This is a genomic window from Archangium sp., from assembly GCF_036277355.1.
Taxonomy (GTDB): Bacteria; Myxococcota; Myxococcia; order Myxococcales; family Myxococcaceae; genus Archangium.
Map to the genome: position 1 here is coordinate 44274 of NZ_DASUNC010000096.1, position 21311 is coordinate 65584.

Sequence of the window (21311 nt, forward strand, 5' to 3'; positions counted from 1 at the left end):
CGTTCCTCAGCCGGTGGCCGGTACCCACCAGGAAAAGCCCTGCTCGGACCACACGGCGGCGAGGGTCTCCTCCCCCTGGGCCGTGCCGCTGATCCACCGGAGTGCCAGCGCGTCGTCTGGCCTCTTCCGGAGTGCTTCCACCAGGAGATCCACGTTGCGCTCCTCCACATGGTCCAGGAGGTCCGCGGCGCAGAACCGGAAGGGGTGCTCGAAGCGTGAGATCCCGGGCAGCTCCCAGAAGGCGGCCTCGATGAGGACCCGGCGGGCCGCTTCTTCATCGACCCGGCCGAGGGCTTCCCTCAGGTGCTTCGGAGCGTCCCTGGCCGTGTTCGGGTCCGTGGACTTCGGAGGCGTCTGGCCGGCCGCCAGGAAGAGCAGGTGCTCGGGAAGGTGCAGGGACCGCTCGGCGAGCCGCTGGAGCGAGGCCTCGCGGCTGAGCTGCTTCGCGACCCGCTTCGCCTGCCCGCCGTCTCCGCATCGCAGGACGGCTTCGGCGATCGCCTCGCGCCAGGGAGCCGTGGCGGCGTCCGCGTCCGCGAGGCTCGGGGGCGGGGTCTCCAACAACCGGACGAGCTCTTCGACGCGGTTCCCGTTCGCGGCCTTCGCGAGCGCCTGGGCGGCCTCGCTTCCCACCTGAGACGAGTGAGACAGGAGGTTCCGGAACAGGTCGAGGTCGCTCCCGGCCGGGAATCGGCTGACGATCCGGATGGCCGCGGTGAGGCTTTGCTCCGGCAGGCCCTCCTGGGACAGGAGGGGGCGCCACCGGGCCGCATCCTCGGGAGCTCCAGCGAGGGACAACACCTCCAGGGCGATGGTCCGGACAGGCGTCTCTTCCACGAAAGCGTGGTCACGCGCCCACTGGAGGACTTCCGGCTGCATGCGTGCCGAGGTCTCGAGTTGTTCCCGGTTCGAGTGGATGAGGTGGAGGGCCTCGCTCCTCAGCCACTCCGCTGTTCCCGGCTCCAGGATGGGGAGGACGCCCCTCAGGCCATCGAGCAGCATCAACCGGCTCGTGGGGGCTTGATGAATCCGGCCCGGAGCCACGCGCAGCGCCCGGCGCTGTACCGTGCCCTCGAACAGCGCGTCGAGCCGTCCCGACAGGAGCTCCGCGCGGAGCTGGCGGGCGACCTCTTCCCCCTGTGGAGTCTCCGCCAGGATGTAGGTCGCGAAATCCGAGGCAGCCCCTTCACACCAATCCAAGGCGAGCGGGACGAGCCCGGGAACGGGAAGGTGCTCGCGGAGCAGGGGCGCGGCGAAGTCCCGTAAGTCCGTCCGTAGCCCAGCGAGCAGCAGGGATTGATGCCTTGGCTCGTAGAGCTGGAACAGCCGCTGGGTGACGGGGTGATACCAATAGTGCGTGAGGCGATTGAGATCCGATTCGCGCTCGGACTCGGAGAAGCGCCGCGGAGGCCGTCCCCCTTTGATGCGGTGGAAGGGCAGCTCGTGGTCAGGGAGCGCGTTCCAGAGCTGCTCGAACGAGGTGAACCCGATGAGGCGCTCGGAGTCGAGGACGGGCCGGGCTTTGCGTGCCTGGCGCTCCAACTCCGCCTGACGTGCCACCTCGTCCTGGGCCGTCTTGCGCGCCCGCTGCTCCTCGTCATATCGGAGCCAGCCGGCGGCGTTCCGTGCCCAGGTGGCGATCTCTGGATCCGGGTCATCGGCGTAGGGCACCAGCAAGCGGGGACTCCTCCGGAGCGCCTGGGCGGCGACCCGCCGTTGGCTCGGGCTCCCATCCTTCAGCATGGCCTGGATGAACTTCGTGGCGTCGATGCCGTTGGAGTGCAGCACGCCGCGCAGTGGGCCGTCTGACGTCCCGGCGTGTGGGAAGAGGGCGGGCCACGCACCTTCGTTGTCCTGTGCGGCCTTGAAGACGTGGAAGAACAACTCGGCCTGTCCCCGAGCCTCATGTTCCCGCATGGCATCGACCCACACGGGCCCCAGGCCATGGCGCACGCGCCGGCGTGGAGTGGGGAGCGGAGCCCGCTCCGGGAGCGCGGCCAACAGCTCCTCGAGCGGGACCTGCCGGTGAGAGGCGAGGATGCTGTAGGCCATCCAACGCTCTCGGTCATCTTGCGAGCGCAGCGGCGCGGTGAGATGTGCCGCATCGAGCCCGTGCGCGAAGGCCAGCAGCAATTTCAATCGTTCCAGTGCCTCGACACGGACAGCCGGAAAACCGTCGCGAAGCCGGGCCTCGTATTCCGCATACGAGGCCTGATCGAAAAAGGACAGGGCGGTGAGCGCCCGCCAGCGTGCGGGTCCATACTCATCGTCGAGGAAGGTCGCATACAGGCGCGAGAGTCCCTGGGCACGAGAGAACCCCCTCTGCCCCAGCAGGCCGAGGTCCCAGAGCAGCTTCCAGCGCCGCAGCAGCTTCACGCGGCTCATGCGCGTGTAACGGCGGAGCATGCGTCCATCCACGCCCTCGCGCTGGCCGGTGTCCGCGTCGTGCTCCAGATCCTTCAGGGCCGCGCGGATGAGCGCCTCGCGCCGCTGGTGCTGGGTTCCGCGTTCGCTCACTGTGTCGACGACGGGCTGTACCGCGTCCAGCGGGAACACGGAGAGGACGTCGAGCCGCTTCAGTCTCCGCTCGGGAGTGGCCCGGTGGGCCCAGACCGTCGCCGCCGTCACGGCGGGGGCCGTGCGCCCCACGTCCTCCGGCATGTCGAAGAGCTCCTCGAGCTGCTCGATCCACGGGCCTGGCGTACGGGCCTCGAGCAGCTCGCGGCCCTGGCGGAAGCGGACCAGCACGCGAGGGGACAGGCCGCGCTCCATCCCAAGCGCGAGCGCCAGCCGCTCCGCGAAGTCACAGGCCGCATGCGGATTCTCCTCCTGGACGGAAGGCCCTGGGGGAGGAGGGGCGGACAAGGGGGGGTGCTGTCCTTCCAGGAACCGGGCCACCGCGGGTGGGCACGCGGCGATCAGCCGCGCGGCATGGGGACGGAGCGCCTCCGCCCAGAGCTCGAGCGCACGCCACAGCTCGGTGTTCTCGTGGAGCCCGCCAGGAAGGCGGGAGATGTCGCCAGGTCCCATGGCCAGCCGGCTGGCCAGGCGCAACCGGCGGACCAGGATCTCCATCGCGGCATCGATGCCGGCTCGCTCCAGGCCGTTCGCCAACAGCAGCCGGGTGGCGAGCGCGAGGGAGGACATCGGGCGGCACTCGTTGTTCGCGAGCGCGTGGAGCAAGGGTCCGAGCCGCCTGGGTTCGACGAGGGCTCCGAAATGGAAGGCCACGGCCTCCACGCCTGGATCTCCCAGGGAGACCAGCAGTTCGCGCTCGGACTCGCGTTGGGACTTCAGGTGCAGGGCCGCGCACAGCTCCGCGAAGCTCTTGTGCGAGAACTGGTACGTCAGGGGCGCGACGCGCTGGACCAGATCGCAGTTGTCGAGGACCTCGTGCACCGCGTCCACGAGTTCGAGGTCTCCCCGCATGCACTCCAGGTCGGCCGGTTCGAGCGCCGAACCTCCGCGCTGGATCATCGCCCAGGCCGCCGCGCCGAGGACTGGCAGCCCCTGCCGGCTGACGTACCGCAGGACCTTCTCGGAGAAGCGTCCCGCCTTCTGCGCGCGCTCGAGAAGGCTGTACAGGCCGTTCTGGAGGACCCTCTGGACGTTCAGCGAGGGGCCCAGCTCCTCTTCGGGAAGCATGGCGAGCAGGGAGAGCCCCAGCGGGGTGGCGCACAGGTCGGCCAGCATCTCCTTGCGCCGGTCAGGGATGCCTCGGACCTCCTGGCGCCCCTCGGTGAGCACCTGCCAATGGCCAGGCCTTCCCAGCAGTTGAAAGAGGCTCTCGCGTTGTTCGGGCTCCAGGGGGAGCAGGCGGAGGTGATGCGGGCCCGGCTCCTCGTTCGGGAGCGGCCGGGCGCCGATGATCGCGGGGCCGGGCCACTCATCCACGAGTCTCCGCAGGCGGGTGCGCTCGTCCGGGTTGACCTCATCGAGCCCATCGAGCAGAAGCCAGACACCGCCGGACAGGAGACGGGAGCGCGCCAGCGTCACGAGTTCCTGGCATTCCTGGTGGTTCAGGGACCGCCGGGAGTATGCCAGGGCCCTGGCAATATCCAGGTCGTAACGGACGAGCGTGCGCGCGCTCACGCCGATCGCGGGCCCGAGTGGAAGGTAGAAGGCGGGCAGCATGGCCGCGAGACGTTGGAGGGCAATGGACTTCCCGCTGCCCGGTCCCCCCTCGATGAAGGCCAGCCGGGAGTGTCCCAGCAGCGAAGCCTCGTGGAAGTCCTCGAGTAGTTCCTCATCCCTCATGGGCTCCGTCCGTGACTCGTCCGGGGGCCCGGCCCGGACGTAGCGCGGGGCCACGGTCTTCCGGGCATCTAACGACATGCCGTTCCAGAACGTCACGCGCTGGGAGGACTCGTGGAGCTTCTCGAAGAGCCGTGTCTCGGGACTTGAATCGGTCGAGATGCCGAGGCGCAGCAGCAGGTCGAGTGCGCTTCGCAGGGGCTGCAGGCGCCATCTGCGCTTGCGGCGCGTCCACCACGGGTCGGGGTCATGCCGCGCGTCCAGGGCGTCCGCAGCCTCACGGGCCTCGCGCCATTGGGCCGCGGGGACAAAGAGCCTCCCCTCGGGGAACCGCTGGAAGAATCCACGAACCTTTTCCTGGATTCCGTCGACTGGCAGCACGAGCCCCTGCTCATCGAGCTCTCCGGTCACCCCGAAGCAGGTGCGTTCCATCCACGGTCCGGAGCCCGAGCCCGCGCCGAGGTTCTTGATCTTCTCGGGCCACTGCTCCAGGACGGCGCGCAGGAAGAGGGCCGCCATCTTCGACCGTCCTGGAGCCCTCCGCTCCAGGGCCCAGCGGGGGCTCCCGACGTCGAGCAGCCGCTGGACGAGGCCGCGTGTGTCGCGGATGGCATCATCCTCGGGGAGGAGTGCCATGGATGACCCGCATACATGGAAGACGCGCGCGGGCTCCTCGTTCAGGAGCGGTGCATGCACGAGGGGCCGTAGCAGGAACGGCCACTCCGTGTAGAGGCGGGTGGTGGACAGGGGGTTCTCTTCCGTTCCCCTGGCGGATGGGAGCTGGACCCCAAGCAGGGAGGCGGCCTCCCAGCAGCCCAGCGCGAGGTGCTGCGTCCCGAAGAAGGGGGACGCGAGCTCGTCTGGCTCCAGGCTCTTCCACAACGCCTCCAGCCCTCGCGCCGCGACCGCACGGTCCTCCGTGTCCGCCGAGCACTGGAACTCCTCGATGAGCCGTGGCAGCTCCCGGGCGAGCGCGATGCGGCCGGGCTTGAACGCGGGAGGAGGCCGCTCTCCGCGAAGCACGGCGAGCGCGAGGGTCCTGACGTCAGTGCCCATCCCCGGTCTCCTTCAGCGGGAGCGCGGCCTGGATCCGGGCGCCCTCCAGGGATGCGGGGAGCCCCTGTTCGCGCAGGCGCCGGCCTGTCTCTTCCAGGGAGTCGAGCCGGGCGATGGCGGCGCGTTTGGAGTGTTGCCAGATGGGCAGCTTCAGCACCGCGGTCTTCTCGCCGGCGCTCACGTACAGCTCCAGCTCTCCTGCGGGCTCGCGGCCTGGAGGCAGCTCGACCTGGATGAACACCTTGCCCTCTTCCTCGTAGAGGCCCACCCTGTCCCCCTCGATGGGCTCCAGGGGTCCCTGGACATCCCTGGCCGCCGGGGCGAGCAGCCTTTCCAGGAGGGGGGCCCCGGACAGGTCCCCGACGACGGCGGTGCCGAGGCGGGCCTCGATGCGCCGGGCCAGCCTCCGCCGGGTGAGGGCCTCCCGGGCGCTCACGGCGGGGGGCAGCGCCTCCAGGGTGGCCTCCACGACCGAGCGGGCGACGCTCTCCCAGAGCACGCGGATGACGGCGGACGCGGGCAGCGTGCCCAGGCGGCGTTCCGCCAAGTCACCCAGGGGCCCTACCCGCTCTGGCGCGAGCGCCACGTGGGCGGTGGCCAAGCGGACCCAATCGGCCGCTCCGGCATGGCCGAGCGTCTCTCCCACGGAGACCGCGTCGTCCACCTGGAGCAGTACATCCAGCAGCTCTCCGAAGGGGTCCTCGTCCGCCGCGAGCGTCTCCTCCAGCCTCGCGAGCAGCTGCGCCGGCGAGGGCTCCTGGGCGCCCGGCCTGACTCGGGCATCCAGCTGGCGGAGCGGCTCCGGCACCTCCACCTCGAGACCCGCGGAGCGCGCTTGCGCCAGCCGCGTCAGCAGCACGAGCACCCGGTATGCGCCGGCCGCGTCCAGCCCAGGCCCCGCATGACGCCGCTCGAGTCTTCCGAGCTCCTCCAGCGCGGAGACCACCCAGGGGTTGTGTGTGCTCATGGCTCCTCCGTGTCCTCGGGCAGGGGGGCTCCGGCCAGGGCCGTCTTGTCGCTCCACAGCTGGAAGGCGGCTTCCCGGATCTCCTCGGCGGTCCGTGTCTCGGGGTGGCCCAGGATGGGCCGGTAGGCACTAAGGACCCGGTCGGGGCGGCCGTCAGAACCATCACTGGCGATGACCAGGACCCCATTGTCTCCAACGAGGGCACGCCGGCCGTTGCCGAGCACCCCATCACGCTGCCCGGCGAGCGAGGTCTCGGCCGCGTGCATGTACGCGGGCGCGTAGTACGCCTCGTGGTCGGCCTGAACGAGCCGTGCGCAGGGGGAGGACAGGCGCTCGGGACGATCCGAGCCATTCTGGATGCGTTGGAGGCAGGAGCAGCCCGCGGCGAGCGCGCGCTCGCGCAGTCCGGTGGGAAGCCCGGGGACGAGGAGGTCCCAGCGCTCGCCCGGGCGGTACAGGTGCTTGATGACATGCTTCGCACGCGGCCACCCCCCGCGCATTCGCAGGAGAAGCGGAGCGGAGCGGACGCGAGGGGCGCTCATGGCTGCTCCTCTCCGAGGGACTCTCGGGCGCGGGCGAGGGCCTCCCGGAGCTTGCGCTCCGTTCTCTGGATGAGCTTGGTGACGCGCTCGCGCGCCGTTTCCGGGGGCTCACCTGGGAAGAGCAGGTGCGCGATGGCGCTCCGATCGAGCGTCTCCGCGGGACGTGAAGGCGGTGGAGGGGGGTGGCGCTGTCCCACGGTGTTCCAGTCCTCGGGAGTCACCCGGTCCGGGGCGTACAGCAGGAGCAGGGCGACGCGCTCCTCCAGCCGGAGCGCCTCCAGGACATGGAGCAGGACCATCATCCGCTGCTCCCGCTCCAGCAGGGTTGTGGCATCCGGCTCCGCTTGGGAGTGCAAGGCAGTGGCGGCTTCCGCGGCGCGCCCTGTATGGGCCCAGAGCGCCTGGCGCGATTTCGCGCGGAGCTCATCCCGATACTTGTTCGCCAACACGGCCCGGGCATAGCCGCGTGGACTGCTGGCCTGGGAGAGCCGCGCCGGGTCCTTCAGGAGCAGCGTCTCGACCACCTGCATCCGCATGTCCTCGGCCACTGCCTGCCCGAGCGCGTGGACGAGGGGTGGGCGGATGGGAAGCCAGCAGAGGAGGGTGTCCAGCAGTCCGCCGAGCACCTGGGAATCCTTGGTTGCCCGCCAGGCTTCGAGCTGCCGGATGAAGGTGATTTCGTCCATTTCCAATCGCTTCCTGGTTCTTCAGCTCCAGAGGCGGTGGTGCGTTCACCCGGGGGACGAATGGGCCCGATTTCGGCGGACAACCGGGGTTCGTTTTCTCCGGTTCCAGGGCGCCGGCCCACGTGCAGTTGGTGCGCATGGAGAGGCGAGGTATCTCGGAAGGAGGGTATCCGAGTGAGCGAGCAGGAGACAGGGGAGACCCCTCGCCGCTCCACGTCAGAAGCGAGCGCGGGAACTTGCCACACGGCATCCACGCCCCCCGCGGGAGTTACCGGAAGGCGCGGGTCTACCGGTATGCTGCTCCGCGTGAGTTCCCCCGGGGCAAAGCGTGAGGCGTACGAGGAGGAGTTGCTCCTCGCGTTGGACGAAGGACTGCTCTCCCACGAGGAGGCAGGGGCCCTGCGCGAGGAGGCACTCCGCCTGGAGCGCGGCCCATTCGAGCTGCTGAGGGAACGGGGCCTGCTGTCCGAGGACACGCTGCTCATGCTCCGCGAGGAGCTCTCCGGCGAGGACACGGGCCGGCACGACTCCCAACCCGAGCAGGCCGCCACCCTCGCGCCCGTCTCCCCCTCCCCCGCGCCCTCGGGCCCACCCTCTCCCTCCGGCAGTGGCTCCGCCTCCAGCGAGCCCCGCGCGCCCGCCTTCCCCGTCCCGGGTTGGGACCGCTACCAGCCCGTGCGCTTCCTCGGCCAGGGCGGCATGGGGCTCGTCTTCCTCGCGTATGATCCGCTGCTGCGCCGCAACGTGGCGCTCAAGTTCGTGCGCGGCGAGGACCCCGAGCTCGCCCGCCGCTTCCTCGCCGAGGCTCGCGCCCAGGCCCGCGTCCGCCACGAGCGCGTGTGCGAAGTCTACGAGGTAGGCGAGGTGCAGGGCCGCGGCTTCATCGCCATGCGGTACGTGGACGGGCAACCGCTGGGCCAGCTCGCGGACACGCTCACGCTGGAGCAGAAGGTGCTGCTGCTGCGCCAGGCCGCCGAGGGCGTTCACGCCGCCCACCGCGCCGGGCTCGTCCACCGCGACATCAAGCCCGCCAACATCGTCGTCGAGCGCACGCAGGACGGGAGCCTCTCCCCCTTCGTCATGGACTTCGGCCTGGCGCGCGACTGGAAGGAGGAGGGCACCGCCTCGGGCGAGGTGCTCGGCACGCCGCACTACATGGCCCCCGAGCAGGCCCGCGGCGAGGCCTCCCAGCTCGACCGGCGCGTGGATGTCTACGCCCTCGGCGCCTCGCTCTACGCGCTGCTCACCGGCGAGCCCCCCTTCACCGGCGCCAATGCCCTCGAGGTCATCAACCGCCTCCAGTCCGAGGAGCCCCGGCCCCCGCGCGCGCTGGACAAGGACATCCCCGCGGACCTCGAGGCCATCGTCCTCAAGTGCCTCGAGAAGGAGCGCCCGGCCCGCTACGACTCGGCGCGCGCCCTCGCCGAGGATCTGGACCGCTTCCTCTCCGGCGAGCCCGTGCTCGCACGCCAGGGCCTGGGCTACCGGCTGCGCAAGAAGGCGCGCAAGCACCGGGTGCTGCTCTCCCTCTCCTCCGCCGCGCTGCTGGTGGTGATGCTGGCGCTCGGACAGGCCGTGCTCGCCCGCCGCGAGGTGGCCGAGCGCGAGCGCCTCTCCCGCCGCTTCACCGAGCGCGTGGAGCGCATGGAGGCCGCGGCGCGCTACTCCGCCCTCTCCCGGCTGCACGACACGCGCGAGGACCGTGAGGCCCTGCGCGCGGAGATGGCCGCGCTGGAGGCCGAGGTGCGTCAGGCCGGCGAGCACGCCGTGGGCCCAGGAGAGTACGCCCTGGGCCGCGCGCTGCTCGCCCTCGAGGACATGGAGGGCGCGCGCGAGCGGCTCGAGTCCGCCTGGGCGCACGGCTACCGCGAGCCGCGCGTGGCCTGGGCGCTCGCGCTGGTGCTCGGCCACCTCTACCAGGAGCAGCTGGTGGAGGTGGAGCGCCGCGGCCCCGAGCAGCGCGAGGCCCGCCGCCGTGAGATACAGCAGCGCTACCGGGACCCGGCCCTCGCGTACCTCCGCCAGGCCGAGGGCCCCGACATCCCCGCCCCTCCTTTGTATGTGAAGGCACTCCTCGCCTTCTTCGAGGAGCACCACGAGGAGGCGCTGGCCCACCTGGACGGCATGGGCCACACGCAACCCTGGTTCCACGAGGGGCCGCTGCTCCGGGGCAACATCCTCCTGGCCCGGGCCAACCAACGCTGGAGCCAGGGAGAGCGCGACGGCGCCCAGGCGGACCTCGACGCCGCCCGCCGGGCCTATGCCTCCGCCATCGCCACCGCCGAGAGCGCTCCCGCCGTGCACTTCTCCCTGGGCCGGCTGGAGCTCGCCGCGCTCATCATGGAGCTGTATGGCCAGGGCAACGTCCTGCCCCACTACGAGCGCGCCCTGGAGTCCTTCTCCCGCGCGCTCACCGCCGCGCCCGGCCACGCCCCCACCCACCTGTCCCTGGGGCGCCTGCACCGCCGGCTCGCCGAGCATCGCGGCCAGAAGGGCGGCGACGGCGTGGAGCCCCTGTTGGAGAAGTCCCTCGCCTCCACCCGCGCCGCTCAACAGGGCGAGCCTCCGGACGTCATCCACCGGGAGCTGGCCTTCACCTGGCGGCAGTGGGCCCGCTACCTGCAACAGCAGGGGAAGGATCCGCGCGAGCAGCTCCGCCTGGCCCTCGAGTCCTTCGAGCGCGTCCGCCCCGAGGCCCGCGACTACCCCTTCTTCATCCACCTCGGCGTCACCTGGCGGGTGTGGGCCGATGACGAGAGCGAGCACGGGGGCGAGCCGCTCGCCCCACAGGGCAAGGCCATCGACGCGTACCTCGCGGCCATCCGCCTGGACGCGCGGCAGGCGGAGGCGTGGATCAACCTGGGCGGCGTGTACCGCAAGCGGGCCACCACCCAGGGCGCCCTGGACAAGGCAGGGGACCTGGAGCGGGCCCGGGACGCGCTGGAGCGGGCGCTGACGCTCAACCCCGCCAATGCCGTGGCCTGCTTCCAGGGGGCCTATGCCTCCGAGCTGCTCGCCCGCCATCACCGCGAGCGCGGCGAGGAGTACGGGCCCCACCTGGAGAAGGCCCTGGCGCTCTACCGGCGGGGGTTGGGCATCAACCCCAAGCTGCTGCAGCTCCACAACGGCGTGGGCGCGGCGCTCCTGTGGCAGGCCGAGCAGGTCTGGGACGACGGGGGAGACCCGGAGCCCCTGCTCGCCGGGGCGTGGAAGGCCTTCGAGCAGGCCCGGGACGTGGCGCCCCAGCAGGCCTACGCGTACCACAACCTCGGCGAGGTGCGGGTGACGCGGGCCCTCTTCCAGCTCGCCCAACGGGAGGACCCGGGCCCGGGCCTGCGCGCGGCCCTGGAGTCCTATGGCCAGGCGCTCGCGCTGCTGCCCGGGGATGCGGACCTCTGGGCCAACCAGGCCCGGGCGCACGTGCTGCGGGCCACCTGGGCGCTGGAGCAGGGGGGAGATCCGAGGCCGGAGCTCGGCGAGGCCGAGAAGGCGCTGGCGAAGGCGCGCGAGCTCAACCCCCGGCTGGGCAACGCGTGGCGCTACCTCGGGGAGTCGCTCGGGGTGCGGGCCCGTTGGCTGGCCCGTCAGGACAAGGCCCGGGACGAGGACTTCGAGCAGGCGGCGAAGGCCTGGCGACAGGCGCTGGAGCTGGAGCCCCAACACCAGGAGTACCGGCTCGCCGCGGGCGAGTTCCTCCGCGACCGGGGCGAGTGGAAGGAGCGCCGGGGCCTGGACAGCGCCCCGGAGCTGAAGCGGGCCCTGGAGCTGGTGGAGCAACCCCTGGCCAGCCGGCCCCGGTGGGCCCGTGCCCGGGTGCTGCGCGCCAGCGTGCTGCTGGCCATGGCCGGGCACGCCACCGCCGAGCGGCAACAGGCCTGGCGCCACGAGGCCCGGGAGGAGCTGGAGCAGGCGTTGGCCCACAATCCCCACCTCGGGCCAGCGTGGCGCCAGCGGCTCACCGCGTCGCACGAGCCGGTGGCCGGGTCCTCCGTGCCCTAACGCGGCTTCCTGGCGTCCTCCTCGGGTTCATCCGTCGTCACATCCAGGTCGCCCCGCTTGGCCTCCCAGTTGGGGAACTTCTTGCGGGCCGCGTCGGGGATGTCCGCCGTGAAGTGGTAATTGCCCGCGCTGGCGGAGGAGGACACCGTCTCCACCTGAAGGGCCGACGACGCGAGGGTGAGCCCGGTGAACAGGAGGGGGTCGGGCGAGGTGAAGCAGCAGGGCGTGTCGAACGTCACCGTGACATCACCGGCGATGCCCATCACACGGAAGTTCACCGTGTCGCCCCGGTGGACCCTGTTGCCATCGGGGTAGAGGATCTCACGCTCGGTGATATCGACGTTGATGGTGGCCATGGACTCGGACTCCTTGTGTCCCGCGTGGGGACGTCGAATGAACGTTGCCAGCGGGAGATTGCAGGCCCCGTACCAGCGGGCCTGACATGTCCAATTCCCTCGGGAGCCCGCGCACCCGGCCTCGAGAGAGCCCCTGCCCCCGCCTCCCGGACACGTCACGGACGCGTCAGGCCGGGAGCTGACGTGTCAGTCCGCGCCGAGGCCCAGCTCGCGCACGCGGCGCTGGAGGGCGCGCTTGGAGACCTCGAGCTTGCGCACCATCTGGTCCAGGTCGCCCTGGCACTCCTGGAAGCAGCGGGAGATCTCCTCCGGGCTCAAGTCGCGGGCGGTGCGGATGAGGGAGCTCTTGTCGATGAGCACGTAGACGGAGGAGCGGGGAATGCCCAGCCGGTCCGCGGTGGCCTTGAGGTCCCACGAGCTGGCGCGCAGTGCCTCCAGCAGCTCCTGCTCGCCCACGTCCGAGGGCCTGCGCCGGGCGGCCTTGTCCTCGCCGGACTCCGGCTCCTCTGCGTGGGTGGAGGCGGCGGACGGGGCCCGGGTGGACACCGTCTGTCCGGGGACGGCGGCGGCGGCGGAGTCCAGCTCCTGCTCCAGCCGCGCATCCACGCGCAGGGAGGGCAGGCCGCGGCTGCCGATGACGAGCTGGCGGGCCACGTTGCGCAGGTGGCGGATGTTGCCGGGCCACGCGTAGCGCACCAGGAGCACGGCCAGCGGCGCGGGCAGCCAAGGCTCGGCGCGCGGATCCTCGGACGACAGCCGCTGCGCCTCGCCCGTGCTCTCCAGCTCCTGGCGGACGAAGTGCATGAAGAGCGGGCCGATGTCCTCGCGGCGCTCGCGCAGCGGCGGCACCTGAATCTCGAAGCCCGCCAGCCGGTGCAGCAGGGGCGCCTTGAAGATGCCCTGGCGGATGCGCTCCTCCAGGTTGGCGTCCGTGGCGGTGACGAGCCGCACGTCCACGCGCACCGGGGCACTGCTGCCCACGGGGAACACCTCGCCCGTCTCCAGCACGCGCAGCAGCGCCACCTGCACCTCGGGCGGGGCCTCGCCCACCTCGTCCAGGAAGAGCGTGCCCCCGTGGGCGGTGCGGAAGAAGCCCTCGCGGTCCCCGGCGGCCCCCGTGTACGCGCCCTTGCGCGAGCCGAAGAGCTCGGCGGACACCAGCTCCTTGGAGAGCGCCCCCAGGTTGACGCTGATGAAGGGCCCGTCGCGGCGCTTGCTGTGCTGGTGGATGGCGCGCGCCACCAGCTCCTTGCCCGAGCCCGTCTCGCCGCGGATGAGCACCGGCACGTCCAGGTCCGCCACGCGCACCACGTCCTCGCGCACCCGGCGCACGCCCTCGCCCTGGCCCACCATGCCCAGGTCCCCCGGGCCCGTCTCCGGCGCGGAGGACGCATGGTGCAGCAGCAGCACCACCCGCTCGGCGAGCTCCAGCGGCACGCCCACCGACAGCTCCTCGGGAGAGAACTCGCGGCAGCCCACCAGCGGCTGGCCCGCCACCTTCACCTCCGTCCCATCCTCCGGCACCCGCACCCGCACCCCGCCGCGCGCCCCGGGCTCGAACTGCACCGGCTTGCGGCTGATGAAGGGGTCTCCCAGCGGCAGGGCCAGGACGCCGCCGGGGCGGGCGAAGTCCGGCGCGTTGCGTGACAGCGCGGCCGTCCGGCCCGTGGCGGCGATCATCTCGCTCAGCAGCCGCCGCTCGCCAATCCGCTGGGGCTGGGGATGGGAGACGATGGTCAGGGCCGGCACGGTGCGCGGGGCCGCGGCCTCCCTCCCACGCGAGTGCACGGCGGTCGTCGAGAGGTCGTCGGAGAGCTTCTTCTGCATGGGGCCGGTTCCGGGCGTCAACGCCCGCCCGAGTCTACACCGCCCCCGCCCCGGGGTGTTCAGGCCCGGCACCACACCGGGCGAGCGGTCCCCTCACTTGCTGGGGAGCCAGAAGGCCTCGAGCTCCAGCGCCACGGCCTCGAAGGGCTCCGCGCGGATGCGCTCATTGCCCGCGTAGTTGCCCGCGAGCACCCAGCGCTCCCCCTCGCGCCGGAAGACCTCGAGCGTCCGCGTCACGGGCTCGATGAGCCAGACGTGTCCCACCTGCTCGCGCATGTAGACCGGCATCTTCTTCATCCGGTCGAAGCTCGCGGTCGAGGGAGAGAGCGTCTCGCAGACCCAATCCGGAGGGAGGGTGAAGAAGGGCTCGTCCGGGTAGACCGGCATCCGCGTGCGCGTCCAACCCGCCAGGTCCGGAACGAGCACATCGCCACCGAGGTGCAGCTCCGGCTCGTCGAGGATCCACCAGCCTCCCGGTCCTCCCCGCCCTCGTTGGAAGGGCCCGCTCAGCTCACCTCCCAGCACGGAGGTCACGAGCGTATGGCGGCTGGCAGGCCGGGGCGAGGCGACGAGCTCGCCCGCGACGAGCTCGCCCACCACCGTCTCCGGCAGGGCACGGAGGTCCTCGTACGTCGCGGGTTTCTTGACCGTGACCGTCATGGGTTCGGCCAGGAGAAGAGCACGCCTCCCCCAGCCCGGGGAAGCATGCACATGGGAGAGACAGGGCTCCATTGCTCAACAGGTAGCATGGCCCGTCCCCTACTTCTACAGTAATCAACACTGGCGTGACCTGAGCGGTCACCCGCCAGGGATTGGAGCCCCGCCGCGGACCTGCCCACGCGGGAGGCAGGTCCGGCGAGCCCCGCGCCTACGGGGCGCAGTAGGTGTTGCGGTCGATGATGGCCGTCACGCTGACGATGGAGCCGGGCCGCACGACGAACTCGCTGGCGCCCACGTGCTTGTCGTCCTGGCTGCACCAGTCATAGGTGTAGCCCAGGCCCGTCCACGGGTAGTGGGTGGTCTGCCAGAAGCCGTAGCTGGAGGCGTAGTTGTTGGAGATCCACGTCTTGTGCTCGCTGGACACGCCGGCGGGGAACGACAGGCCGCACGTGGTGTCGGAGATCTCCGGATCCGGGCAGGGGCGGAACATGTCGCCCGGCTTCACCCACATCTCGACGAACTGACGGCGGTTGTCCGACTCGGTGGCCGGGGGCAGGCCGAGGTACTGGTTGACGCGGGCGATGCGCGCGGCGTCCTCCGGCACCGTCTTGCACAGCTCCTTGAGCTGCGGCACCGCGGTGACCCAGATCTCCCGGGACAGGGTGTTGTCGCCGATGGCGTAGCCGGTGAAGGTGGTCCACGCCACCATGCGCACCGCGCTCTGGTCCCCGTTCCACGACAGGCGCGTGTTGGACGGGGTGATGGCCCACAGGCCGTCGGTGACCTCCGCCTGGGTGGCCTCGACGGCGTCGCGCACGGCGGCGTCGTAGGACTCCTGCGTGCAGGCCGCGGCCGGCGCGGGCGGAGGGGGCTCCTCCTCCTCGGGACCGCACGCCACCAGCGACACCAGGGCCATCGCGAGCCAACGCGAACGCGGCATGACTTCGTGCTTCATCTTCTCTCTGCTCCTGAAAGGGGGGATGGCCGCGCACTCTCTCAGAGGAAGCGCGCGGCGCAAACGGGTCCAGGAATACCCCGTCTTCCCAGTTTGCGAGAGGAACGGGCTGCCGCCCTGCGGCGGGACGGGCGCAGGGCCCCCCGTCAGGCCCGAGGGGTGGGCATGACGCGTGCAATCCAGCTGCGACTTCAACAGGAAAGGGTGGAGGGGCGCGCAACGCTTGCGCCCGTTCCGCGCAGCCCTTGCGCGCCCCGCGTGTCCCGCCGGGTGCCGTCCCTCGGAAGGGGGCTGGCACGGGAGATGGAATGGAGAGGGGTATGGCCCGCATCCTCATCGCCGTCGATGGCTCCTCTCCGTCCCAGCGCGCCCTGGAGTTCGGCGCTTCCCTGGCCGCGAAGCTGGGCGTGGGAGTCCTGCTGCTGCACGCGATGCCGCAAGTGGTGCTCCCGCTGGGGCCCATGACGCCGGGCTCGCTGTCGGAGCTGCTGCACACGCTGGAGGGGGAGGGCAACCGGCTGCTCGCGGCCCTGGCGGACAAGGCGCACCCGTACGGCGTGGCGGTGGGGACGGAGCTGGGGGTGGGGGATGCGGCGGACGTCATCTCCGAGCGGGCGGAGGGGGCGGACATCCAGATGGTGGTGATGGGGAGCCGGGGGCAGGGAGCGGTGGCGCGGCTGCTGTTGGGCAGCGTGGCCACGCAGGTGGTGCACACGGCCACGAAGCCGGTGGTGGTGGTGCGATGAGCAGCGAGTCCGGAGGAAGTGCGATGCGTCGGATACTGGTGGCGGTGGACAGCACCGAGGTGGCACGCGAGGCGGCACGCGTGGCGCTGGAACTGGGCGGGTGGGTGGGAGCCCAGGTGATGCTGGTGCACGTGCTGCCGGCGTCGGTGGCCGAGGGCGAGACGGCGGACTTCGCCGCCTTCGAGCGGGCGTGCGAGGACTACGCGCGCGGGCTGCTGGAGGAGCTGCGCCAGAGCACGGGCCGCAGCGGACCGCCCACGAGCATCGCGGTGCTGCACGGGGAGCCGGCGGTGGCCGTCAGCAAGGCGGCCGAGGCGGAGGACGTGGACCTGGTCATCGTGGGGACGCGGACGCGCGGGGCGCTCGCGCGCACGCTGCTGGGGAGCGTGGCGGACGAGCTGCTGCGCTCCTGCCCCAAGCCGGTGATGGTGGTGCCCGAGACGGGCCGCAAGGCGCGGGTGCGCCACGAGGAGCCGGAGGTGGAAGCGGCGTTCGCCCTCCCGAAGCCGAGCGGAGTGCCGGGATGACGGCGGGCCCGCCCACGCCCGCTCCCCGGGAGGACACCCGCCGGGAGCCCCCTCCCCCACCGCGGCCCGGGAACACCGTGGCCCTGGGGCTGAGCCAGGCCGAGGCGGCACGGCGGCTGGCCGGGCATGGGCGCAACGAAATCCAGCGGGAGAAGACGCGCTCGCCGTGGGGGGTGCTGCTGGGGCAGTTCCGCTCGCCGATGATTGCGCTGCTGCTCGGGGCGTGCGGGGTGTCGGCGCTGCTGGCGGAGTACGCGGACGCCCTCGCCATTGGCGCCATCGTGGTGCTCAACGCGCTCATCGGCTTCCTGCAGGAGTACAAGGCCGAGCAGGCGCTGCTGGCGTTGCGCTCGATGACGGCGCCGCGGGCGCGGGTGATGCGGGACGGGTACGCGGTGCAGCTGCCCTCGGCGGAGGTGGTGCCCGGGGACGTGCTGCTGCTGGAGGCGGGAGACGTGGTGGCCGCGGACGCGCGGCTGCTGGAGGCGCATGCCCTGGCCACCAACGAGGCGGCGCTGACGGGCGAGAGCGTGCCGGTGGACAAGGCGGCGCGGGCGGTGGCGGAGGACGCACCGCTGGCGCAACGCTCGGACACGGTGTTCCTGGGCACGGCGGTGACGCGCGGCACGGGGGTGGCCGAGGTGAAGGCCACCGGCATGCGCACGGAATTGGGGAAGATCGCCCACCTGCTGGCCGCGACGAGCGACACGGAGACGCCGCTGGAGCAGCGGCTGGCGAAGGTGACGCGGACGTTGCTGCTCGCGTGCCTGGCCATCGTGGTGCTGGTGGCGGCGCTGGGGCTGTGGCGGGGCAACGGGGCGCTGACGGTGCTGCTCTCCTCCATCTCGCTGGCGGTGGCGGCGGTGCCCGAGGGCCTGCCGGCGGTGGTGACGATCGCCCTGGCGCTGGGGGTGCGGCGCATGGCGGCGAGACACGCGCTGGTGCGCCGGCTGCAGGCGGTGGAGACGCTGGGCTCGACGACGGTGGTGTGCACGGACAAGACGGGCACGCTCACCACGGGCACCATGGAGGTGCGCGAGGTGTGGGGCGACAACTCGCACGCCATCCTCTTCGCCTCGGCGGCGTGCTGTGACGCCTCGCTGGGGCCGGACGGGAAGGAGGGCACGGGAGACCCCACGGAGCTGGCGCTCTTGCGCGCGGCGCTGACGCGGGGCATCCACCGCGAGGAGATTGAAAGGGACCGGCCGCGCGTGAAGGTGAGGCCCTTCGACTCGGAGACGAAGCGGATGTCCATCCTGCGCGCGGATGGAGCGCTCTACGTGAAGGGGGCGCTGGAGGTGCTGCTGCCCCGCTGCCGCGACGCCACGTTGAGCGCCTCCCGGGCGGCCCATGAGCTGGCGAGCCGGGGCCTGCGCGTGCTGGCGGTGGCGCGGGGCGAGGGCCCCGAGGAGAAGGACCTGGAGCTGTTGGGGCTGGTGGGCATGGCGGACCCGCCGAGGCCCGAGGCGGTGAAGGCGGTGGCGGAGGCGCGCGCGGCGGGGGTGCGCACGGTGATGATTACGGGCGACAGCCCGGAGACGGCGCAGGCCATCGGGCGCGAGCTGGGAATCCTGCGGCCGGGGGAGGACCCGGCGGAGCGCATCCACGCGCGGGCGACGGCGGCGGACAAGCTGCGCATCGTCCGGAGCTGGAAGGAGCGGGGCGAGGTGGTGGCGATGACGGGCGACGGGGTGAACGACGCGCCGGCGCTGCGCGAGGCGCACATCGGCATCGCCATGGGGCGCACGGGCACGGAGGTGACGCGCGAGGCGGCGGACCTGGTGCTCACGGACGACAACTTCGCCACCCTCATCACGGCCATCCGCGAGGGCCGTGCCATCTACGAGAACATCCGCAAGACGCTGGTGTACCTGCTGGTGGGCAACGTGGGCGAGCTGCTGTTGATGCTCGCGGCCTCGCTGGTGGGGCTGCCGCTGCCGCTGGTGCCCTTGCAGTTGTTGTGGATCAACCTGGTGACGGACAGCCTGCCGGCGTTGGCATTGGTGATGGACCCGGCGCGCGCGGAGCTGCTGGCGAGGCCGCCCCGGAAGCCGGACGAGCCGATGCTGGGCGGGGCGCAGTGGCGCTACATCCTGATGGTGGGGATGCTGGAGGCGATGCTGGTGCTGGGGGTGTTCATCTGGGCGGACCCGGCGCGGCACCTGGACCGGGCGAGGGCGCTGGCCTTCTCCACGCTGGTCTTCGCGGAGCTGTTGAGGGCCTTCGCGGCGCGCAGCAGCACGCGCCTCTTCTGGGAGGTGGGGCCGCTCACCCACCGGCTGCTGCTGGGCATCGTGGTCTTCCTGGTGGGGCTGCAGGGAGTGCTGTACCTGCTGCCACCGGCGCGGGAGCTGTTCGGGCTGGGAGCGATGCACCCGTGGGAGTTGGGGCTGGCGTTCGCGCTGGGGTTCCTGCCGATGACAGTGCTGGAGGTGTCGAAGCGGGTGCGGCGCGCCGCGCGCCGTTGACGAAGAACGGCACCGGGCCGCGCCCATGACCCTCAAACCCAGACACCCAGAGCTGAAATCTCCGGAATTGCGCAAAAAATCCCCCTGGCGGGTTACCGGTGGAAGGGCCCAAGCAGCCCTCCCGCGAGCCAGAGGAGACACACGGATGAAGGAATTTCAGGAAGCCGCCCACCTGGTGTCACACGGCCACCACCTGCTGAGAGGACTGCGGCTGGGCGCCGCACTGCTGGCCAGTGGCTGCAGTGGCTCTGGCGAGCTGGAAGCGCGCGCCTTGCCCTCGGAGAACGAGCCCATTGCCACCCACAGCAGCGCGCTGTCGTACTCCGTGTGCAGCGATGTCGTCTCCCACTACAACATCCTCGGCCAGCCGAACTACTCCACCACCAACCTCGGATGGGTGCATCCGCCCCCCGGCTGGGCGGGTACCCCCAACGTCACGTATGAGCTCTCCCTGCTCGAACAGCTCAATGTCAGCCCGGCGGGGTACTACCCCTATCTGTGTAGCGAGCGTACTGACCTCGACTTCTACACCCGAGACCGCCTGAACTTCTACCCCTCGGATGGCAGCGCTTCGTTCAACATTGGCAAGCACTACAACGCGCCGGGAAGCCACGCCGCGTGTGCCGGCGGCGGTACCAGGTACCCGCTGAACACGGCCCACTCCCTCAGCATGACCTGGTATCACTCCTACCCTGGCTACAACGATGGCCGGTCGAGCACGCTGAAGCTGACCTCGCGCTGGTGTGTCCAGTCCTCCATCTACTACGTCAAGCCGAAATTCTCCCAGAAGTGCATCTCGGTGTACGGGCCCTCCACCGCCAACAACACGGACCTGGTGCAGTACACCTGCTTTGACGGCACCAACCAGCAGTGGCAGTTGGTCCCGCAGGCAGGAGGCTACTACCAACTCCGGTCGTCCAGGTTCAGCGGCAAGTGCATGGCGGTGTCCAACTCCACGCGCACGGCTCCGGGCTTCGCCAACAATGATCCGCTGGTGCAGTTCGACTGCAACGCCAATGACAACTTCCTCTTCTCGCTGGTGGACGTGGGAGGGGGGTACTACTACTTGAAGCCCAAGCACACGGGCAAGTGCGTCTCCGTGTCGGGCCCCTCCACGGCGGACAACCAGCTCATGGTGCAGTTCGACTGCTTCGGCGGCGACAACCAGCGCTTCCAGTTCGTGCCCTCGAACACTTTCTGAGCAGAGCCACTGCCCACGGAAGTGGACCCTTGCGGCGCCGAGCGGGACACGCAACTGCGTGGCCTACAGCCCGAGCCAGAACACCCGGTTCGCCGGGCTCAACTCCACCACGCAGCCGGCGCTGTCGTCTTTGCTGAACCTCGGCAGAGGCCATGAGGCCGGGCCCGGGCGGGTACCGGTGCCCGGCTACACGGACATGCCGCCGTCCACCGAGATCACCTGGCCCGTGATGTAGCTGGAGGCATCCGAAGCGAAGAGCACGCAGATGCCCTTGAGGTCCTGCTCATTGCCCAGCCGCTTCAGCGGGGTGCCCTGGGCAAAGGCCTCTCCCGCCTGGGCGATGGGCTCGGCGCTCATGCGCGTGGGGAAGACGCCCGGACACACACAGTTGACGCGGATGTTGTGCGCAGCCCACTCGATGGCCAGCGTCCGTGTCATGTGGTTGAGCCCCGCCTTGGCCGCGCTGTAGGCCGTGGCGCGCCAGCCCTCCGAGTGGATGGTCATCAGCCCTCCCACCGCGGAGACATTGATGATGCGCCCGTCTCGCTGGGGGATGAAGAAGGCGCGTGCCGCGGCCTGTGAGACATTGAAGGGACCGCCGAGGTTGGTGTCCACCACCCGCGAGAAGTCCTCGGGTGACATCTGCTCGGCGGGGAGGTTCATGAGAATGGCCGCGTTGTTGACGAGGATGTCCAGGCGGCCGTGCACCCGCCGTATCTCTTCCATCCAGCGCCGCGCATCCTCCGCGCGGCGGATGTCGCCCTGGACGGTGTGGACCTGGATGTCCCGGGAGCGCAGGTGGGCCGCGGCCTGCTCGAGCTCGTGCGGGGTGCGCGAGCTGATGACGAGGGAGGCGCCCACCTCGCCCAGACCCTCGGCGATCTGCAGTCCCAGCCCCCGGCTGCCGCCAGTGACCAGGGCGACACGCCCCTTCAATGACATCTTCTCGAGAATGCTCATGGCAAGGACTCCTATGTGGCGGGGATGAAGTCACGAGCATGCCCGGGGTCAGCAGTCAGAGCGAGCCGGAGAGCTCCTTTTCAGTTCCCGTCTTCCCCGCACCGGCC

14 protein-coding genes are annotated in these 21311 nt (G+C 71.1%); 5 read left to right on the top strand and 9 right to left on the bottom strand.

Going from position 1 to position 21311, the window contains the following annotated elements; translation table 11 throughout:
• Positions 1-6: 6 nt before the first annotated feature.
• The 4 genes from VFZ09_RS24905 to VFZ09_RS24920 are packed head-to-tail and all read right to left on the bottom strand — an operon-like array spanning position 7 to position 7505.
• Complete coding sequence (locus VFZ09_RS24905) at positions 7-5310, bottom strand: hypothetical protein (RefSeq protein WP_329730142.1); 5304 nt, start codon at positions 5308-5310, stop codon at positions 7-9.
• Positions 5300-6277: a hypothetical protein gene (locus tag VFZ09_RS24910; RefSeq protein ID WP_329730143.1), complete on the bottom strand. Its 978-nt coding sequence runs from the start codon at positions 6275-6277 to the stop codon at positions 5300-5302. Before VFZ09_RS24910 ends, VFZ09_RS24905 begins: the two co-directional genes overlap by 11 nt.
• On the bottom strand, positions 6274-6819 hold the full coding sequence (locus tag VFZ09_RS24915) for a hypothetical protein (protein ID WP_329730144.1): 546 nt from the start codon (positions 6817-6819) through the stop codon (positions 6274-6276). The genes VFZ09_RS24910 and VFZ09_RS24915 overlap by 4 nt, the downstream gene beginning before the upstream one ends.
• Positions 6816-7505, bottom strand: coding sequence for a hypothetical protein (locus VFZ09_RS24920; RefSeq protein WP_329730145.1), 690 nt, complete (start codon positions 7503-7505; stop codon positions 6816-6818). The genes VFZ09_RS24915 and VFZ09_RS24920 overlap by 4 nt, the downstream gene beginning before the upstream one ends.
• Before the next feature lie 294 nt (positions 7506-7799).
• Here VFZ09_RS24920 and VFZ09_RS24925 point away from each other — a divergent pair, with 294 nt between their 5' ends.
• Complete coding sequence (locus VFZ09_RS24925) at positions 7800-11504, top strand: protein kinase domain-containing protein (RefSeq protein WP_329730146.1); 3705 nt, start codon at positions 7800-7802, stop codon at positions 11502-11504.
• Here VFZ09_RS24925 and VFZ09_RS24930 read toward each other — a convergent pair.
• The 4 genes from VFZ09_RS24930 to VFZ09_RS24945 all read right to left on the bottom strand — a co-directional run bounded on the left by VFZ09_RS24930 (position 11501) and on the right by VFZ09_RS24945 (position 15302).
• Positions 11501-11860 carry a hypothetical protein gene (locus VFZ09_RS24930; protein WP_329730147.1) on the bottom strand — a complete coding sequence of 120 codons (360 nt, stop codon included), beginning with the start codon at positions 11858-11860 and terminating at the stop codon, positions 11501-11503. The genes VFZ09_RS24925 and VFZ09_RS24930 overlap by 4 nt on opposite strands.
• Before the next feature lie 186 nt (positions 11861-12046).
• Positions 12047-13687, bottom strand: a complete 1641-nt coding sequence (locus tag VFZ09_RS24935) for a sigma 54-interacting transcriptional regulator (RefSeq protein WP_329730148.1) — start codon at positions 13685-13687, stop codon at positions 12047-12049.
• A gap of 93 nt (positions 13688-13780) precedes the next feature.
• Positions 13781-14347 (bottom strand): Uma2 family endonuclease, encoded by a 567-nt coding sequence (locus VFZ09_RS24940; protein ID WP_329730149.1) that lies wholly within the window; start codon positions 14345-14347, stop codon positions 13781-13783.
• Positions 14348-14555: 208 nt separating this feature from the next.
• Positions 14556-15302 (bottom strand): hypothetical protein, encoded by a 747-nt coding sequence (locus tag VFZ09_RS24945; protein WP_329730150.1) that lies wholly within the window; start codon positions 15300-15302, stop codon positions 14556-14558.
• A 320-nt stretch (positions 15303-15622) separates the two neighbouring features.
• Between VFZ09_RS24945 and VFZ09_RS24950 the strand changes: the two genes are divergently transcribed.
• The 4 genes from VFZ09_RS24950 (at position 15623) to VFZ09_RS24965 (ending at position 20244) form a co-directional block, all read left to right on the top strand.
• Complete coding sequence (locus VFZ09_RS24950; RefSeq protein ID WP_329730151.1) at positions 15623-16048, top strand: universal stress protein; 426 nt, start codon at positions 15623-15625, stop codon at positions 16046-16048.
• 23 nt (positions 16049-16071) lie between these two features.
• Entirely contained in the window at positions 16072-16575 is a 504-nt protein-coding gene (locus tag VFZ09_RS24955) for a universal stress protein (RefSeq protein ID WP_329730152.1), read from the top strand.
• Positions 16572-19043: a cation-translocating P-type ATPase gene (locus VFZ09_RS24960; protein WP_329730153.1), complete on the top strand. Its 2472-nt coding sequence runs from the start codon at positions 16572-16574 to the stop codon at positions 19041-19043. The genes VFZ09_RS24955 and VFZ09_RS24960 overlap by 4 nt, the downstream gene beginning before the upstream one ends.
• Positions 19044-19188: 145 nt before the next feature.
• Positions 19189-20244: an RICIN domain-containing protein gene (locus VFZ09_RS24965; protein ID WP_329730154.1), complete on the top strand. Its 1056-nt coding sequence runs from the start codon at positions 19189-19191 to the stop codon at positions 20242-20244.
• A gap of 186 nt (positions 20245-20430) precedes the next feature.
• On the opposite strand, the gene VFZ09_RS24970 is transcribed toward VFZ09_RS24965, so the two are convergent.
• Complete coding sequence (locus VFZ09_RS24970) at positions 20431-21204, bottom strand: SDR family oxidoreductase (RefSeq protein WP_329730155.1); 774 nt, start codon at positions 21202-21204, stop codon at positions 20431-20433.
• Positions 21205-21311 lie beyond the last annotated feature (107 nt).

Coding starts and splice junctions, on each gene's coding strand:
- VFZ09_RS24905 (WP_329730142.1), bottom strand. CDS start 5,310: ATGGGCACTGACGTCAGGACCCTCGCGCTCGCCGTGCTTCGCGGAGAG.
- VFZ09_RS24910 (WP_329730143.1), bottom strand. CDS start 6,277: ATGAGCACACACAACCCCTGGGTGGTCTCCGCGCTGGAGGAGCTCGGA.
- VFZ09_RS24915 (WP_329730144.1), bottom strand. CDS start 6,819: ATGAGCGCCCCTCGCGTCCGCTCCGCTCCGCTTCTCCTGCGAATGCGC.
- VFZ09_RS24920 (WP_329730145.1), bottom strand. CDS start 7,505: ATGGACGAAATCACCTTCATCCGGCAGCTCGAAGCCTGGCGGGCAACC.
- VFZ09_RS24925 (WP_329730146.1), top strand. CDS start 7,800: ATGCTGCTCCGCGTGAGTTCCCCCGGGGCAAAGCGTGAGGCGTACGAG.
- VFZ09_RS24930 (WP_329730147.1), bottom strand. CDS start 11,860: ATGGCCACCATCAACGTCGATATCACCGAGCGTGAGATCCTCTACCCC.
- VFZ09_RS24935 (WP_329730148.1), bottom strand. CDS start 13,687: ATGCAGAAGAAGCTCTCCGACGACCTCTCGACGACCGCCGTGCACTCG.
- VFZ09_RS24940 (WP_329730149.1), bottom strand. CDS start 14,347: ATGACGGTCACGGTCAAGAAACCCGCGACGTACGAGGACCTCCGTGCC.
- VFZ09_RS24945 (WP_329730150.1), bottom strand. CDS start 15,302: ATGAAGCACGAAGTCATGCCGCGTTCGCGTTGGCTCGCGATGGCCCTG.
- VFZ09_RS24950 (WP_329730151.1), top strand. CDS start 15,623: ATGGCCCGCATCCTCATCGCCGTCGATGGCTCCTCTCCGTCCCAGCGC.
- VFZ09_RS24955 (WP_329730152.1), top strand. CDS start 16,072: ATGCGTCGGATACTGGTGGCGGTGGACAGCACCGAGGTGGCACGCGAG.
- VFZ09_RS24960 (WP_329730153.1), top strand. CDS start 16,572: ATGACGGCGGGCCCGCCCACGCCCGCTCCCCGGGAGGACACCCGCCGG.
- VFZ09_RS24965 (WP_329730154.1), top strand. CDS start 19,189: ATGAAGGAATTTCAGGAAGCCGCCCACCTGGTGTCACACGGCCACCAC.
- VFZ09_RS24970 (WP_329730155.1), bottom strand. CDS start 21,204: ATGAGCATTCTCGAGAAGATGTCATTGAAGGGGCGTGTCGCCCTGGTC.